At 64.1% G+C, this 14,139-nt stretch carries 17 protein-coding genes; 11 read left to right on the forward strand and 6 right to left on the reverse strand.

Annotation, left to right across the window (positions count from 1 at the left end; translation table 11 throughout):
• Positions 1-46 precede the first annotated feature (46 nt).
• The 5 genes from AC07Y0_RS11240 to AC07Y0_RS11260 all read left to right on the forward strand — a co-directional run bounded on the left by AC07Y0_RS11240 (position 47) and on the right by AC07Y0_RS11260 (position 4,293).
• A complete protein-coding gene (locus AC07Y0_RS11240; protein ID WP_498677249.1) occupies positions 47-814 on the forward strand; it encodes an SDR family oxidoreductase in 768 nt (255 codons plus the stop codon).
• Positions 811-2,835 carry an excinuclease ABC subunit UvrC gene (uvrC, locus tag AC07Y0_RS11245; protein WP_498677250.1) on the forward strand — a complete coding sequence of 675 codons (2,025 nt, stop codon included), beginning with the start codon at positions 811-813 and terminating at the stop codon, positions 2,833-2,835. Before AC07Y0_RS11240 ends, uvrC begins: the two co-directional genes overlap by 4 nt.
• A 118-nt stretch (positions 2,836-2,953) precedes the next feature.
• Positions 2,954-3,535, forward strand: a complete 582-nt coding sequence (gene pgsA, locus AC07Y0_RS11250; protein WP_028736084.1) for a CDP-diacylglycerol--glycerol-3-phosphate 3-phosphatidyltransferase — start codon at positions 2,954-2,956, stop codon at positions 3,533-3,535.
• A 2-nt stretch (positions 3,536-3,537) separates the two neighbouring features.
• Positions 3,538-3,792 (forward strand): molybdopterin converting factor subunit 1, encoded by a 255-nt coding sequence (gene moaD / locus AC07Y0_RS11255; RefSeq protein WP_028736085.1) that lies wholly within the window; start codon positions 3,538-3,540, stop codon positions 3,790-3,792.
• Positions 3,793-3,834: 42 nt separating this feature from the next.
• On the forward strand, positions 3,835-4,293 hold the full coding sequence (locus AC07Y0_RS11260; RefSeq protein WP_498677251.1) for a molybdenum cofactor biosynthesis protein MoaE: 459 nt from the start codon (positions 3,835-3,837) through the stop codon (positions 4,291-4,293).
• 9 nt (positions 4,294-4,302) lie between these two features.
• Here AC07Y0_RS11260 and AC07Y0_RS11265 read toward each other — a convergent pair whose 3' ends face one another.
• Both AC07Y0_RS11265 and AC07Y0_RS11270 read right to left on the reverse strand, forming a co-directional pair.
• The gene (locus AC07Y0_RS11265; RefSeq protein WP_498677252.1) at positions 4,303-5,052 is read right to left on the reverse strand and encodes a class I SAM-dependent methyltransferase; all 750 of its coding nucleotides are present in this window, start codon (positions 5,050-5,052) and stop codon (positions 4,303-4,305) included.
• 152 nt (positions 5,053-5,204) lie between these two features.
• A complete protein-coding gene (locus AC07Y0_RS11270; protein WP_498677254.1) occupies positions 5,205-6,098 on the reverse strand; it encodes a branched-chain amino acid ABC transporter permease in 894 nt (297 codons plus the stop codon).
• A 58-nt stretch (positions 6,099-6,156) separates the two neighbouring features.
• On the opposite strand from AC07Y0_RS11270, the gene AC07Y0_RS11275 reads away from it, so the two are divergent.
• Positions 6,157-6,708: a CGNR zinc finger domain-containing protein gene (locus AC07Y0_RS11275; protein WP_498677256.1), complete on the forward strand. Its 552-nt coding sequence runs from the start codon at positions 6,157-6,159 to the stop codon at positions 6,706-6,708.
• The gene (locus AC07Y0_RS11280) at positions 6,705-7,214 is read left to right on the forward strand and encodes a hypothetical protein (RefSeq protein WP_498677258.1); all 510 of its coding nucleotides are present in this window, start codon (positions 6,705-6,707) and stop codon (positions 7,212-7,214) included. The genes AC07Y0_RS11275 and AC07Y0_RS11280 overlap by 4 nt, the downstream gene beginning before the upstream one ends.
• 72 nt (positions 7,215-7,286) lie before the next feature.
• On the opposite strand, the gene ndk is transcribed toward AC07Y0_RS11280, so the two are convergent.
• Positions 7,287-7,709, reverse strand: coding sequence for a nucleoside-diphosphate kinase (gene ndk / locus AC07Y0_RS11285; protein WP_115670708.1), 423 nt, complete (start codon positions 7,707-7,709; stop codon positions 7,287-7,289).
• 172 nt (positions 7,710-7,881) lie between these two features.
• Here ndk and AC07Y0_RS11290 point away from each other — a divergent pair, with 172 nt between their 5' ends.
• Positions 7,882-8,748: an AraC family transcriptional regulator gene (locus tag AC07Y0_RS11290; RefSeq protein WP_498677259.1), complete on the forward strand. Its 867-nt coding sequence runs from the start codon at positions 7,882-7,884 to the stop codon at positions 8,746-8,748.
• 44 nt (positions 8,749-8,792) lie between these two features.
• Positions 8,793-9,341, forward strand: coding sequence for a YbhB/YbcL family Raf kinase inhibitor-like protein (locus AC07Y0_RS11295; protein WP_498677261.1), 549 nt, complete (start codon positions 8,793-8,795; stop codon positions 9,339-9,341).
• A 22-nt stretch (positions 9,342-9,363) separates the two neighbouring features.
• Here AC07Y0_RS11295 and AC07Y0_RS11300 read toward each other — a convergent pair whose 3' ends face one another.
• On the reverse strand, positions 9,364-10,047 hold the full coding sequence (locus AC07Y0_RS11300; protein WP_498677263.1) for a glutathione S-transferase family protein: 684 nt from the start codon (positions 10,045-10,047) through the stop codon (positions 9,364-9,366).
• A 150-nt stretch (positions 10,048-10,197) separates the two neighbouring features.
• On the opposite strand from AC07Y0_RS11300, the gene AC07Y0_RS11305 reads away from it, so the two are divergent.
• Complete coding sequence (locus AC07Y0_RS11305) at positions 10,198-10,707, forward strand: DinB family protein (protein WP_498677265.1); 510 nt, start codon at positions 10,198-10,200, stop codon at positions 10,705-10,707.
• Between the two features lie 82 nt (positions 10,708-10,789).
• Here the strand turns inward: AC07Y0_RS11305 and AC07Y0_RS11310 are convergent, their stop codons facing one another.
• Together AC07Y0_RS11310 and AC07Y0_RS11315 are read right to left on the reverse strand one after the other, a co-directional pair.
• The gene (locus AC07Y0_RS11310) at positions 10,790-12,385 is read right to left on the reverse strand and encodes a methyl-accepting chemotaxis protein (protein ID WP_498677267.1); all 1,596 of its coding nucleotides are present in this window, start codon (positions 12,383-12,385) and stop codon (positions 10,790-10,792) included.
• 1 nt (position 12,386) lies between these two features.
• The gene (locus AC07Y0_RS11315; RefSeq protein ID WP_498677269.1) at positions 12,387-12,686 is read right to left on the reverse strand and encodes a hypothetical protein; all 300 of its coding nucleotides are present in this window, start codon (positions 12,684-12,686) and stop codon (positions 12,387-12,389) included.
• 349 nt (positions 12,687-13,035) lie between these two features.
• Here AC07Y0_RS11315 and AC07Y0_RS11320 point away from each other — a divergent pair, with 349 nt between their 5' ends.
• Positions 13,036-14,124 (forward strand): GGDEF domain-containing protein, encoded by a 1,089-nt coding sequence (locus AC07Y0_RS11320; protein WP_498677271.1) that lies wholly within the window; start codon positions 13,036-13,038, stop codon positions 14,122-14,124.
• Positions 14,125-14,139: the final 15 nt, after the last annotated feature.

The raw sequence follows: 14,139 nt of genomic DNA on the forward strand, positions 1-14,139 counted from the left end.
CATCCTATATGCCAAGCATAACCGCATAGAACCAAGTCAGATCGCTATGGAAAACAACATTCCGAAGACGGCCCTCATCACCGGTTCGGCAAAGAGACTTGGGCGCGCAATTGCTCTCGACTTGGCCAGCCACGGCTTTGCCATCGCAGTGCATGCCAACCACTCGGAAGACGAGGCGGAAAGCCTTGCCGGCGAGATTCGTGGCCTGGGCGGCCGGGCGACCGCATTGCAGGCCGATCTTCGGGACCTCGATGCCACGGCCCGGCTGCTGCCGGATGCCGCCGCCGCGCTCGGACCGATCGGCCTGCTCGTCAACAATGCTTCCGTCTTTCTCGACGACAGCGCGGAGACCTTCGATGCCGATATCTTCGACCAGCATTTCGCCCTGCATGTGCGGGCGCCGGCGATCCTCGCCTCGGCGCTGTATCAGCATCTTCCGGCCGATCGCGACGGGCTGATTGTCAACATCATCGACCAGCGGGTGCTGGCGCCGACGCCGCGATTCTTTTCCTACGGGCTGTCGAAGGCCACGCTGTTCGCCGCCACGCACACCATGGCGCAGGCCTTCGCACCGCGGATTCGCGTCAACGCCATCGGCCCCGGGCCGACGCTGAAGAGCGCGCGGCAGGCGCAGGAGGACTTCCAAGCGCAGATCGACGCCCTGCCGCTCGGACGCGGACCGGAACTCGGGGAATTCGGCCGGACGATCCGCTTTCTTTTTGACACGCCGTCGATCACCGGCCAAATGATTGCGCTCGATGGCGGACAGCATCTCGCCTGGCGTGGAGCAGGTGCGACGGAGATCAATGAATGACCGGAGGAAAGCTGCCGGACGGCGGCATTCTCTATGACGGGACGGAAGAAGACGACGACATCGTCGTCGAGAGCGATGCGCCGCGCGCGGTGCTGAGCGTCGACTGGAGCGTCACCAACATCAACGAAACCGGGCTCGTCGGCGCCGAACTGATCGGCGAATTCGTCAAGCAGCTGCCCAACAGCCCCGGCGTCTACCGCATGCTCAATGCCGAGGGCGACGTGCTTTACGTCGGCAAGGCGCGCAGCCTGAAGAAGCGGGTCTCCAACTACGCCCAGGGCCGCCTCCATTCCAACCGGTTGACGCGCATGGTGCGCGAGACGGCCAACATGGAATTCGTCACGACCCGGACCGAGGTCGAGGCGCTGCTTCTGGAAGCCAATCTTATCAAACGCTTGCGTCCGCGCTTCAACGTTCTGCTGCGGGACGACAAGAGCTTTCCCTATATCCTCATCACCGGCGACAGCCGGGCACCGGCGATCTATAAGCATCGCGGCGCGCGCGGCCGCAAGGGCGACTATTTCGGCCCCTTCGCCTCGGCGAGTGCGGTCGGCCGCACGATCAATTCGCTGCAGCGGGCCTTCCTGCTTCGGACCTGCACCGACAGCGTGTTCGAGAGCCGCACCCGCCCCTGCCTGCTGTTCCAGATCAAACGCTGTTCCGGCCCCTGCACCCACGAGATTTCAGACACCGACTACGCCGAACTGGTGCGCGAGGCGAAGGACTTCCTCTCGGGCAAGAGCCAGAACGTCAAGGCGTCGATCGCAGCGGCGATGAACGAGGCGGCGGAGAACCTCGATTTCGAGCGCGCCGCCGTGTTTCGTGACCGACTGGCGGGCCTCAGCCACGTGCAGAGCCACCAGGGCATCAACCCGGCCAATGTCGAGGAGGCGGACGTATTCGCCATCCACCACGAGGGCGGGCTCACCTGCATCCAGGTGTTCTTCTTCCGCGCCGGACAGAACTGGGGCAACCAGGCCTATTTCCCCAAGGCCGATCCGCAGATGAGCAGCGCCGAGGTGCTCAACGCCTTCCTCGCGCAGTTCTACGACGACAAGCCGTGCCCGCGGCTGATCCTCCTGTCCGAGGTGATCGAGGAACAGGAGTTGCTGGCGACCGCGCTCACCGAGCGCGCCGGCTACAGGGTGCAAATCCTCGTGCCCCAGCGCGGCGACAAGAAGGACGTCGTCGACCATGTGACGGCCAATGCGCGCGAAGCCCACGGCCGCAAGCTCGCCGAGACAGCATCGCAGGGGCGCCTGCTGCAGGGTTTCGCCGAAACCTTCGGCCTGCCCTACGCGCCCCGCCGCATCGAGATCTACGACAACTCCCACATCATGGGCACCAATGCCGTGGGCGGCATGGTGGTCGCCGGGCCGGAAGGCTTCGTCAAGGGCCAGTACCGCAAGTTCAACATCAAGTCGGAGGACATCACCCCGGGCGACGACTTCGGCATGATGCGCGAGGTGATGACCCGCCGCTTCTCGCGCCTTCTGAAGGAAGAGGGAAAACCCGACCGCAGCGTGGCGCCGGACGACTCGGCCGATGCCGCCTTCCCCGCCTGGCCCGACGTGATCCTGATCGACGGCGGCCAGGGCCAGATGACGGCCGTGCGCGCCATCCTTGACGAACTCGGGATTGCCGACTGCGTGATTGCGATCGGCGTGGCCAAGGGCGTCGACCGCGATGCCGGGCGGGAGCGATTCTTCGCGCTCGGCCGCCCCGACTTCACCCTGCCGCCGCGCGATCCGGTGCTCTATTTCATCCAGCGCCTGCGCGACGAGGCGCACCGCTTCGCCATCGGCTCGCACCGGGCGCGGCGCAAGAAGGAAATGGTGAAGAACCCGCTCGACGAGATCGCCGGCATCGGCCCGACGCGCAAGCGGGCGCTGCTGCAGCACTTCGGGACGGCGAAGGCCGTGTCGCGCGCCGCGGTTTCCGATCTCACGGCCGTCGAGGGCATTTCCGAGGCGGTGGCCCGGCTTATTTACAATCATTTCCACGAAAACGCCGCAGATTGACGGCACCAACCGTGCTTTCCTCGCTCGCCGCCTTAAAAACAATTAAGAAATCTTGTGTTGACGGTCGCGTCGGGAAACCGTCATCTACACTCGAAAATCATCCGACAGACAGGGCATCATGGCTTCGCGCGCTTACAACATTCCGAATCTCCTGACCTACGCGCGCATTCTTGCCGTGCCGTTGATCGTCGTGTGCTTTTTCATCGAGGGCCGGCTGGAAAGTTCGGACTTCGCCCGCTGGACCGGTCTCGGCATCTTCATCGTCGCCTCGATCACCGACTATCTCGATGGCTATCTCGCCCGCATCTGGAATCAGACCTCCAATATCGGCCGGATGCTCGACCCGATCGCCGACAAGCTGCTGGTCGCCTCTGTGCTGCTGCTGATGGCGGCGGACGGGACGATCGCCGGATGGTCGCTCTGGGCCGCGATCACCATTCTCTGCCGCGAAATCCTCGTGTCGGGCCTGCGCGAATACCTCGCCGCGCTGAAGGTCAGCGTGCCGGTGACGCAGATTGCCAAGTGGAAGACCACGGCGCAGATGTTTGCGCTGGCCTTCCTGCTGGCCGGCCCGGCCGGCGACAAGGTCCTGCCCTACACGACCGAGATGGGCATCACGCTGTTGTGGATCGCGGCCGTCCTCACCTTCTACACCGGCTACGACTATTTCCGCGCCGGCGTGAAGCATATGGTGGACTGAGGATGACGAAGCTCGTCTATTTCGCCTGGGTCAGGGAGCGGATCGGCAAGGGGGAGGAAGAGATTGATCTTCCGGCCCATGTGAAGACCGCGGGCGACCTCATCGCCCATCTTGCGACCCTTGGCGAGGAATACGAGAACGCCCTGCAGTTCCCCAAGGCCATCCGCGTCGCGATCAACCAGGAGCATGTCGAGCACGACGAGCCGATCGCCGGCGCCCGCGAGATCGGCCTCTTCCCACCGATGACCGGCGGGTGACATGTCTTGCCGCATGGACATGCAAGCCGGAGAAGCGATGAAATGACCATGCCGACCGTGCGCGTCCAGAGCCAGGACTTCGACCTCTCCGCCGAGAGCCGGACCCTCACCGAGGGCCGGGCCGATATCGGCGCGGTCGTTTCCTTCGTCGGCCTTTGTCGCGATGAGGCCGGCACGCTTTCGGCGCTGGAACTCGAACACTATCCCGGCATGGCTGAGGCCGAGATCCGGCGCATCGGCGAGATGGCGATCGACCGCTTCAACCTGATCGGCCTCACCGCTATCCACCGCTTCGGCCGGATCGCGCCAGGCGAGCAGATCGTGCTGGTGATCGCCACCGCCCCGCATCGCCAGGCCGCCTTCGACGGCGCCAGTTTCATGATGGATTATCTCAAGACTTCGGCGCCCTTCTGGAAGAAGGAACACCGAAAGGACGGCACGGCCGGCGACTGGGTCTCGGCCAAGGATGCGGACGACCGCGCCCGCGACAAGTGGCGCTGATCCGCCCGGTCAGATCCGGTAAAGATAAAGCCGCGTCTTTCTCGTATCGTCGACCTCGACGACCGCATCCGGTTCAACGTCCGGCACGGTAAAACTGTTGCTGACGAACAGCGTGCCCGGCCGCATCTCGGCCTTGGCTTTCAGGAATATCCTCGGCATCGGCACCGGCGACAGGAAGCAATAGACGACGTCATGGGCCGACAGGTCTTCGTCCCAGATGCTGCGATAGGCAAATTCGGCATTGGGCAGACGCCGCAGCATCAGCCGGATCCTCGATGCCAGGAACACCAGTGGCGCGGTTTCCACGCCGCGGGCGCGCAGCCCCGGATGGGCGTCCGCCAGGAAGGTGACCACGCCGCCCATACCGCTGCCGAGATCGACGAAAGACGTCGCCTTTTGCTCGGAGATGACGGTGTCCAGGGCCTGCCAGGTCCGGCGGTTGGTGAGATAGAGCGGCACCTGTTCCGACGCGCTGTTCCAGTAGATCAGGGCGCAGACGATGAAGGCGGCGAGATAGGCCCAGGCCGGCACCACGGCATTGTAGGCGGCGGCGAGCGGCAGCAGGATCTGGATGGGGATCCAGAACGGCGACAGGCCGAGCAGCCTGCCGATCAGCGCCGCTGCGAGGCCCTGGGCGACCAGCAGCAGCGGTCCGTCGACCGGGATCGACTCCCGCAGCCACAGCACGAGCGCCAGAACGACACCCTGCGAGACGAGGACCTTCAGCCAGGGGATCAATTGCCGGCGAATGCTGTTCATGGGTCCGTCTGGCGCTCTGGCGTTTGCGGGCGCGAATCCGGCACCGGCCGCATCCTCCCCCATAAAGCGCGCCCGAATGCCGTCGTCAATCGCGCCTCTCGGTGGTCCACCGGAAGGTGCCGGTGGCGCTGAAGCTCATACTGGACCAGGGCTCAGACCCGCGCCTCGCGGCGATACATCACGGCAAGCAGCACCAGCATGGAAAAAAGCGCCATGTCGCGCCAGGCGAGTGGCAGGTAGGAGCCCCAGAGCGTCTCGGCGAACCCGTAGAGTGCCGCTCCGAGCGCCGATCGCAGCGGCACGGAATGACCGCCGATCGCGGCGATCAGCACCACTTTCAGGCCGAACAGCAGACCGGAGGAGAAATCCATCGTGCCGTAGTACGAGGTGGCCAAGATGGCGCAGACCGTCGCGACGAAGGCGGCGAACAGATAGGACAGCGCGAAGACCGCGTCGGCGTTGACGCCGCAGAGCTGTGCGGCACCGGCATCGTCCGCCACCGCCCGCCAGACGCGCCCCGCCCTCGTGCGGACCAGGAGCAGATGGCCGAGTGCCACCAGCGCCGCCATGATCGCCGCATTGCCGAGCTGGATGGCCGTCAGCCCCACCTCCGCTTCGCCGTGCCGAAAGAAGACGAGCCGGTCGTTGAGAAAGGGCGACAGCCAGATCTCGCGGCTGTCCATGGCAAGCCGGGTCGATTCCGACAGCAGGATCAGCAGGGCGAGCGAGGCGACGATGACGGCATTCGGCGAATGCCTGTGCAGCGGGCGCATCACGTAGCGCGCGATGCCGCCTGCTGTGCCCAGCGTGTAGAGCAGCGACGCGACCGCGGCGAGCGTGAGGGCGGCAGGGAGGATGAGGAACAGGCGATCCCAGGCGAACTGGGCAAAGATCAGGAAGATCTGCCCCGAGAAGGCGAAGAGAGCGCCATAGGTGATGTCCGGACGCCGTGTCATGCCGAAGATCAGCGCATAGCCGAAGGCCAGCGCCGCATAGAGCGCTGCGATCGGCACGGCATTGGCCAATTGCTGCAAGAGATAGACCATCATCGCCTCCCTCTGCATTTATAACTGGCAAAAACGGTTTTACCAGTTATAATTTCGCATGACCTTTTCCTGGACCCCGCATCGTTTCTCCGGTGGCGCGCTGGCGCTCGATGTCGCCAACAGCGTGATCCTGCGCTTCGATGGCGCCCGCAGCATCGACCGTTTCGCCGTCGAGGAGCAGCTCGCCGCCTTTCCGGCCGCAGCCGAACAGTTCTGTGCCGAACGCGCCCTCTTCGGCCCGATCGCCCCGGTCGAAGCATCCAATACCGAGGAATTCCTGCGCCTGCGCGAGGCGATCGACCGGCATTTTCGCGCACAGGTTCTGGGGCAGGCCGATCGCCGCACCCTGGCCGACCTGCTGGAAGCAGCCGCCCTGATGCTGCGGTCCGCATCGTCGGAAACCGCGCTTGAGGCGGCGACGGCGCGCTCGGCCCTGCAACTCGCCGCCACGCCCGAGCCGGATCGCCTGAAGATCTGCGGCAATTGCGGCTGGCTGTTTCTCGACCGCAGCAAGAACCGCAGCCGCACCTGGTGCGACATGGCGGTCTGCGGCAACCGCATCAAGGCCAATCGCCACTATCGGCGGACACGAAAGGAAGACGCGACGTGACAGCCCACCGAAAAACCGTGCTCCTCGCCGCCGTCATCCTGGCGCTTGCGGGATGCCAGCGCGACGATATCGAGAAGCCGCTGGTCATCTCCGGCAAGGTCTTCATCTTCAACTATCGCGTGGCACAGGCCACCGCCGTCATCACGCTGGCACGCAACGGCACCCTGCCGGACGAGAGCTATGTCGAGACGACCTTCGAGAACCCGGCCGGCGGCGCGCCGCATGTGACCCGGGCGAAGATCTTTCCCTTCTGGAAGAAGGTGACGGTCGAAAGCCCGCCGATGCGCTGCATCGCCAAGGACCGTCCCTATGCGGTCTCGATGCGGATCGTCGATGCGGGCGGACGGGAGCTGCAGACGATCGAGACGACCATCGTCTCGAGCCAGGACCAGTCGATCCTGCCGTCGAAACCGCTGGTGGTCGGGCCGGTCTACACGAAAAACCCGGAGGTCTTCAAAGCCGACGGCAGCGCCGACTATGCGCAGGATCTCTCCTGCCCGAAATGAAAGAACCGGGATCTTTCGACCCCGGTTCGTCAGACTTTGCAAGGCTTTGTGCGGCCGAGCTCAAATCCCGATTCAGCCGACGATTTCGGTGTCCGAGAACCAGTACTTGATTTCCTGGGCAGCGGTTTCCGGGGCGTCCGAACCGTGAACCGAGTTCTCGCCGATCGACAGGGCGTGGGTCTTGCGGATCGTGCCTTCGGCAGCCTGGGCCGGGTTGGTGGCGCCCATGATCTCGCGGTTCTTCAGGATGGCGTTTTCGCCTTCGAGAACCTGAACGACGGTCGGGCCCGAGGTCATGCCTTCAACCAGTTCTCCGAAGAAGGGGCGTTCCTTGTGAACGGCGTAGAAGCCTTCGGCTTCGCGCTTGCTCATCCAGACGCGCTTGGAGGCGACGACACGCAGGCCGGCGTCTTCGAGCATCTTGGTGATGGCGCCCGTCAGGTTGCGCTTCGTTGCGTCCGGCTTGATCATCGAAAAGGTGCGTTCAATCGCCATCGGTCTAGTCCTTTTGTCCTATTGGGAAAGTGGGCGGTTTCTAGCCGTCTCAGGCCCTGAAAACAAGGGGGATGGACGAATTTCACGCCAGCGTCATACTAATCATCGCCATCCTGACGCGACGCCTGCCGGCCCATGGCGTACGAGGAACGGTCATCAGGAGGAGCGGCCCATGCAAAGACTTTCCGACAGCACGCGGCGCTCTACACGGGCGCTGCCGGGCATGGCGGTGCACTGCTCGATCCTGCAGGCCTCGACGGGACAGTTCCGGCACTTCCATATAGACCAGCCGGCCATCATCCTCGTCAGGCAGGGCTGGAAGCGCGCGGCAACCGAGCATGCGCAAGTCAGCGCAGGACCGGGACAGGCGATATTCCTGCCCCAGGGGCTCGAATGCACGGTGACCAACGGGGTCGGCGCGAATGGTGCCTATCATGCCGACGCCTATGTGCTCTCTCCCAGCCTCGTGGCGCTTTACGCCGAGCCAAAACTCCGGCCGACCTCCGAGGCGACGCTCATCGCGCCCGACACCGGGTTCCAGCAGGCGCTCGAGCGCGCCCGCGAAACGATCTCGCAAGGGGATGAGACGGAAGAGGCCGTGCACCGTCATATTCTCGGTGAACTGGTCATCCGGCTGCAGGCCCTGGGGATCGGCCTGCTGCCCGATGCGCGCGAGAACCTCGCCCTGCGCATCCGCACGCTGGTGCGCTCCGATCCGGCATGCGACTGGACGGCCGGCACTGTTGCCCGCCAGGTCGGGATGAGCGAACAGACGCTGCGGCGCAAGCTGGCTCTCCTTCACACCAGCCTCACCGAAGTGATCGCCGATGTGCGGATGACGACGGCGCTCGCGCTGCTGCAGGCAACCGAACTGCCGATCAATCGCATTGCGCTCGACGTGGGGTATGAATCGGCATCGAAGTTTGCGGCACGGTTCCGCACCCGGTTCGGTCTCTCGCCGCGAGACATCCGGATCGCGGCGGAAGCGGATGAGCGTTCCGGAGCAGAGGTCGAGCGCCCCAGAGCCGCGGCCGAATAGTCCCTGGACTAGTGTCGGGCTTGCCAATCGAAAGGAGCCCGATCATGACATTCCGAACCTTCGCCCTCGCCGCCGCCCTGACCGCCCTTGCCGGCATGCCCGCACTCGCGGCCGACTTCTCGCTGTCGAGCCCGGACCTCAAGGACGGCGGCAGTCTTGCCGAGGCGCAGGTCTCGAACACGTTCGGCTGCGACGGCGGTAATGTGTCGCCGGCGCTGTTGTGGCAGCACGCGCCGGCCGGAACCAGAAGCTTCGTCGTCACTGCCTATGATCCGGATGCGCCGACAGGCTCGGGCTTCTGGCATTGGGTGATGTTCAACATCCCGGCCGATGTGGAAGCGCTCGATGCCGGGATCACCCCGGACGGCGGCGCGCCCAAGGGGGCGATCCAGAGCCGGGCGGATGCAGGCTTTGCCAGCTATCTCGGCGCATGCCCGCCACCCGGCCAGACGCACCGCTATGTCTTCAGCGTCACGGCCCTTTCGGTCGACAAGCTCGAACTCGACGAGACCGCGAGCGGCGCGCTGATCGGCTTCATGACCAATGCGAATGCGCTGGCCCGCGCCTCCATCACGGTCACCTACGGTCGCTGAACGACATTCGGCCCGGCCTCGTTCAAGCGACCGCCCGCGCCTCTCCGTCATAGAGGTCGAGGCAACGCTCGAACCACAGGCGGGCCGGATCGTCTTCGGACAGGTGGATCGAGCCGGTGGTGATGCGCAGCCATTGCAGCGCGCCGAACGGGATGTAGTCGCAAAACAGCGGCCGCTCACCGCCGATGAAGGGCTGGAACTTCAGCATGTGACGCAGGGGCTCGAGCTTGGCCGGGAAAGCGGCGATCTCGGCGGCGCGGTCGGGCGCCACCTGTTCCAGCGGCTTGCCAAAGCGTTCCTCGCGGTTGGTGCGGAAATAGGCTTGGTCGACGGGTGCCAGCATGTCGTGGATGTCGAGGAGCGCGATGCGGCTGATTGCCGTGTGCAGCACCATCTGCGAATAGCCTTCGACGAAGCGCGCCATGGCCTTGCCACCCTCGCCGCGAAACAGCGACGGCCGCTCCGGATAGGTCTCCTCCAGATAGAGGGCGATGGCAAAGCTGTCGGCCACCAGTTGCTCGCCGTCGCGCAGCAGCGGGACGATCTTCGTCGCGCCGTTCTCCACCTTGGGGATTTCGGTGAACGGCAGCGGCGTCTCGGCGAAATCGAGGCCCTTGTGGCGCAGCGACATCACCGTCTTCCAGCAATGGGGCGAGAACGGGCGGGCGCTGTCGGCGCCGCAAAGGGTGTAGAGCGTTCTGGACATCGGTCATTCCTCGTGGCGATGGCGGATGGTGGCGGCAAACTCGAACGCAAATTCTGCCAACAATCAAATCAGGAAATTTCATCGGTTTCATCAAACCAACTTGTGGCGATCCCGGTTAAGATGCCGCGAGCCCAATCATCGGAGACAGTCATGCGCCAGCATTTCCAGATGTTCGCCGCCTATAATCGCTGGGCGAACGCCCTTCTCTACGAAGCGGCGGGCCAGCTCGACAACGAAGAATTGAACCGCAATGCGGGCGGCTTCTTCGGCTCCCTTTTCGGCACGATGAGCCATATTCTCGTGGCCGACCGGATCTGGCTTCACCGCTTCACCGGGCAAGGACCGACCTACCAAGCGCTCGATGCGCGGCCTTGCGAGAATTTTGCCGACCTGGCCTCGGCGCGCACGGCGGAGGACGAGCGGATCGTCACCTGGGTCGACGACCTGAGCGACGAACAGCTCGAAGCGACGATCGCCTATACGCCGGTGAGCAATCCCGTTCCGGTCAGCCACAAGCTGGCACCCGGCCTGTCGCATTTCTTCAACCACCAGACCCATCACCGCGGCCAGTGCCACATGACGCTGACGGCACTCGGCAAGCCCTCGCTGGCGCTCGACCTGCTCTACTTCCTGCGCCAGAAGGGTCAGGCCTGGCTTTAGGCCCGGTGGCGCCAGATCCCGAACCAGAGAAGCCGGCGGATCGCTCCGCCGGCTTCGGAATTTTGGCGATGTGATGCAGCGGTCAGGCGGCGCGCTGGCGCCGTACATGGCTGTCGCTGCCGGATATTTGGAAGCGGACCATCAGCTGCTCGAGGGCGGACGCCTCGTTGGCAAGTGACTGGATGGCTGCCGAGGATTCCTCGACCATCGCCGCGTTCTGCTGGGTATTGCGGTCGATCTGGCCGATGGCGGCGTCGATCTCGGTCAGACCGGTCGACTGTTCGCGCGCGCTGCTCACGATCTTCTCGACCTCCAGGCTGATGGCGGTGACTTCGTTGGCGATGGCGTGCAGCGCCTCGCCGGTCTGGTCGACCAGCCCGACGCCGTTCTTGACCTCGGCGCCGGAGGCATTGATCAGCGCCTTGATGTCCTTGGCGGCATTGGCGGAGCGCTGGGGGAGCTCGCGCACTTCCTGGGCGACGACGGCAAAGCCCTTGCCGGCTTCACCGGCACGCGCCGCCTCGACACCGGCATTGAGCGCCAGAAGGTTGGTCTGGAAGGCGATCTCGTCGATCACGTTGATGATCTGCGAGATTTCGCGCGAGGACGTTTCGATCTTGCCCATGGCCTGGACGGCATTGGTGACGATCGAGCCGGAGCGTTCGGCGCCGCTGCGGGCGTGCTCGACCAGACGGCCGACATGTTCCGCGACCTTGGCCGTCTGCTGCACGGTTTCGGTGACGTTGGTCAGCGCGCTTGCGGTTTCTTCGATCGAAGCCGCCTGACGCTCGGTCCGTGCCGACAGGTCGTGGTTGGCGTCGCCGATCTGGCCGGTGCCATCACGAATGATGCGGACCACCTGACTCACCTGACTGATGACCGACTCCAGTCCTTCGACAGAGGTGTTGAACGAACTGCGCAGCTTGTCGAGTTCGCCGTTGAATTCCTGCGAGATACGATGCGACAGATTGCCGGCAGCGAGCTGGCTGAGCGCCTCGTCCAGCTTCATGACGACAAAATCGACCGCTTCGGCTTCGCGGGCCTTTTCCTGCTCGCGCTCGGCGCGCATCTGTTCGGCGTGCTCGTCTGCCTGACGGGCCTGCTCGGCCATCGTCGTGGCCTTGCGTTCGGCATTCGTGGCTGCCTGGACGGCTGCCTCGGAAGCGACGAAGGCGCTGACGACCGAATGGGTGAGCGCGATCAGGACGCCGCTCTGCAGGATCAGCACGACCGCATGCAGCACCACTCGCGAGAAATCGGACTCGCCGGGGAAGATCGCGAACGGCATGGCGAAGAACAACAGAATGTGATGCACGGCGACCAGCGCCGCATAGCCGACGATCGCGCGCCAATCGACCCAGACCGCACAGATCGCCAGCGAGGCGAAGAAGTACATGTGGATGTCGATCTGCAGCGGCGAGCCGGCAAACGCGTAGACAAGCACGGCCACCGTTGCCGCATGGGCCATCGAGGTGACGACGCGGGTCGTCGCGCCGGTGCGATCCTTCATCCAGGTGAGTGTCGCCGAACCGACGATCAGCAGCGTGGCGATGATCGCGAAGATGTCGAAACCTTCGGCCCGCAGAGCGTTGCGAAGCGCGATCAGCGCCAGATTGAGCCACAGAAGCGCGACAATACCCGTCGAAGCCTTGTCTCGCAGCGTATTGAGAGCATGCATGTCAATTTCCTTCGAGGCAGCCGACTGCCAGATCATGGTTTAAGACAAGGAGTGCGTCGGCGCGCATCAGGCGGCCGGCAAAGTCATTCGCATCGGAATGGGCAACGGAGACCCATGCATAGCGCCCGGACCAAACGAGGCGTCCGCCCGCCTCCCCGATCACCCGCATGTTCCCGCTCGCGTCGGCTTCCGGATCCGTCACGACCAGGACGAACGGCCCGGCAGGACGCACCCAGACCGCCACGATCAGCAGCAGGAAGAATGCGAAGTTCGCCAAGACGATCGGCTTCTGGATGGCCATAAGCCGCTGCTCCCCGTTCTTGCGCGCACCGCTCCTCGTCCAGTGGCGTCACTTTGCGACGAGATCCGTTCAGATCCGCCAAATTGTCGCACTGCAAAATCATACTATCCCTTGCTAACTAAGATTTCATTAAATCGGATCGACCCGAAATTATTACCCAAGGACAAAGCAACCACAAAGAAACGACCTGAGAGAGTGCGTATTCAGCGGGCGTTAACCGTTGCCACACATCCTTCGCCCGATTTAATAGAATGCTGATACTTGACCGCGACAGTTTCCCCGAAGACTTGTTTCGACGACGGTCCGCAGGCCGATCCAGCCAAGGCGGCGGACCACGAGGGGAATGTTCATGCCGAACGATACGAAGTATCCGGATCAGCCGCACCGCTCAAAAGCATGGGCCGATGCCGCTCACGACCCGCTGCAGAAGATTGCCGGCTATATGGCCAAGCATGGGATTCCCGGCCTTCCGCGCAATTACGAGCTGGTGCACGAGGCGGTGAGTGGCCATGATCCTGCCCTGGCGCGCGGGCTCGCGGCACTCGGCCAGCGCCCCTCCCAGCACGCTCTCGACACGCTTGGCCTGAAGCATCGCCTGCTCGGCCATTGCGGGATCGCCGAAGAAAGGCTGCAGGCGGATGCGAGCGGGCTGCTGGACAAGCTCGGCGAGCACATTTCGCTCGGCATCCTGCACAAGCAGACCTTCGCGCGGGCACTTGAAACCATTCTGAAATCGATCCGCGAAGACGAAAGCCGCGGCATCGGCGAGCTCATCGCCGAACTGGATTTCCTTAATGGAGCGGCCAGCGATCTCCTGCATTCCGAAACCGAGCTTGGCTTGAAGCTGAAGACCGGACTGAAGCAGATGGAAGCGGCAAAGCGTGCCGCCGAAATGGCCAAGGCCGCGACGGAAAGGGACCGGCTCACCGGCCTGCCGAACCGCCTCGCCTTCATGAAGCGCCTGGAGGATCTCTACGGGCACGACGTGCCGCCTTCGGACCATGCCCTGGTCATCGTGGATATCGACGACTTCCGGTCGATCAACCACCAGTATGGCGAAGAGGCCGGGAACCGACTGCTGCAGAGGCTGGCGACCATCTTCCGCAAGACCATCAAGAAGAACGACGTGGTGGCACGCATCGACGGCGACGACTTCGCCTTCCTGTTCAGCGACGTGTCGGCCGAGGACGCGCACGCCATTGCCGAACGCCTGCACGCCGCCGTCGAAAACAATCTGGTCTTTGCCACCGAGCACGGCTCGACCCATGGCGGGCTTGGCCTGTCGATCGGCTTCGCGCTCACCCATGACGCCGATGCGCCGATGCAGCTTCTCGCCCATGCCGAGGCGGCGTTGAACACCGCGCGGGCCAATCCGCGGGCGCCGATTGCCGGCTATCCGGCGGAGCGCATCCGTACGGGCGGACGTCACGTCGCCTGACGGCAAAGGCTGTCG

The organism is Allorhizobium sp. GW101-3B10 (assembly GCF_059424725.1).

What these genes read in the sequence shown, in the direction of transcription:
- AC07Y0_RS11240 (WP_498677249.1), top strand. Translation starts at nt 47, where the DNA reads ATGGAAAACAACATTCCGAAGACGGCCCTCATCACCGGTTCGGCAAAG.
- uvrC (WP_498677250.1), top strand. Translation starts at nt 811, where the DNA reads ATGACCGGAGGAAAGCTGCCGGACGGCGGCATTCTCTATGACGGGACG.
- pgsA (WP_028736084.1), top strand. Translation starts at nt 2,954, where the DNA reads ATGGCTTCGCGCGCTTACAACATTCCGAATCTCCTGACCTACGCGCGC.
- moaD (WP_028736085.1), top strand. Translation starts at nt 3,538, where the DNA reads ATGACGAAGCTCGTCTATTTCGCCTGGGTCAGGGAGCGGATCGGCAAG.
- AC07Y0_RS11260 (WP_498677251.1), top strand. Translation starts at nt 3,835, where the DNA reads ATGACCATGCCGACCGTGCGCGTCCAGAGCCAGGACTTCGACCTCTCC.
- AC07Y0_RS11265 (WP_498677252.1), bottom strand. Translation starts at nt 5,052, where the DNA reads ATGAACAGCATTCGCCGGCAATTGATCCCCTGGCTGAAGGTCCTCGTC.
- AC07Y0_RS11270 (WP_498677254.1), bottom strand. Translation starts at nt 6,098, where the DNA reads ATGGTCTATCTCTTGCAGCAATTGGCCAATGCCGTGCCGATCGCAGCG.
- AC07Y0_RS11275 (WP_498677256.1), top strand. Translation starts at nt 6,157, where the DNA reads ATGACCTTTTCCTGGACCCCGCATCGTTTCTCCGGTGGCGCGCTGGCG.
- ndk (WP_115670708.1), bottom strand. Translation starts at nt 7,709, where the DNA reads ATGGCGATTGAACGCACCTTTTCGATGATCAAGCCGGACGCAACGAAG.
- AC07Y0_RS11290 (WP_498677259.1), top strand. Translation starts at nt 7,882, where the DNA reads ATGCAAAGACTTTCCGACAGCACGCGGCGCTCTACACGGGCGCTGCCG.
- AC07Y0_RS11295 (WP_498677261.1), top strand. Translation starts at nt 8,793, where the DNA reads ATGACATTCCGAACCTTCGCCCTCGCCGCCGCCCTGACCGCCCTTGCC.
- AC07Y0_RS11300 (WP_498677263.1), bottom strand. Translation starts at nt 10,047, where the DNA reads ATGTCCAGAACGCTCTACACCCTTTGCGGCGCCGACAGCGCCCGCCCG.
- AC07Y0_RS11305 (WP_498677265.1), top strand. Translation starts at nt 10,198, where the DNA reads ATGCGCCAGCATTTCCAGATGTTCGCCGCCTATAATCGCTGGGCGAAC.
- AC07Y0_RS11310 (WP_498677267.1), bottom strand. Translation starts at nt 12,385, where the DNA reads ATGCATGCTCTCAATACGCTGCGAGACAAGGCTTCGACGGGTATTGTC.
- AC07Y0_RS11315 (WP_498677269.1), bottom strand. Translation starts at nt 12,686, where the DNA reads ATGGCCATCCAGAAGCCGATCGTCTTGGCGAACTTCGCATTCTTCCTG.
- AC07Y0_RS11320 (WP_498677271.1), top strand. Translation starts at nt 13,036, where the DNA reads ATGCCGAACGATACGAAGTATCCGGATCAGCCGCACCGCTCAAAAGCA.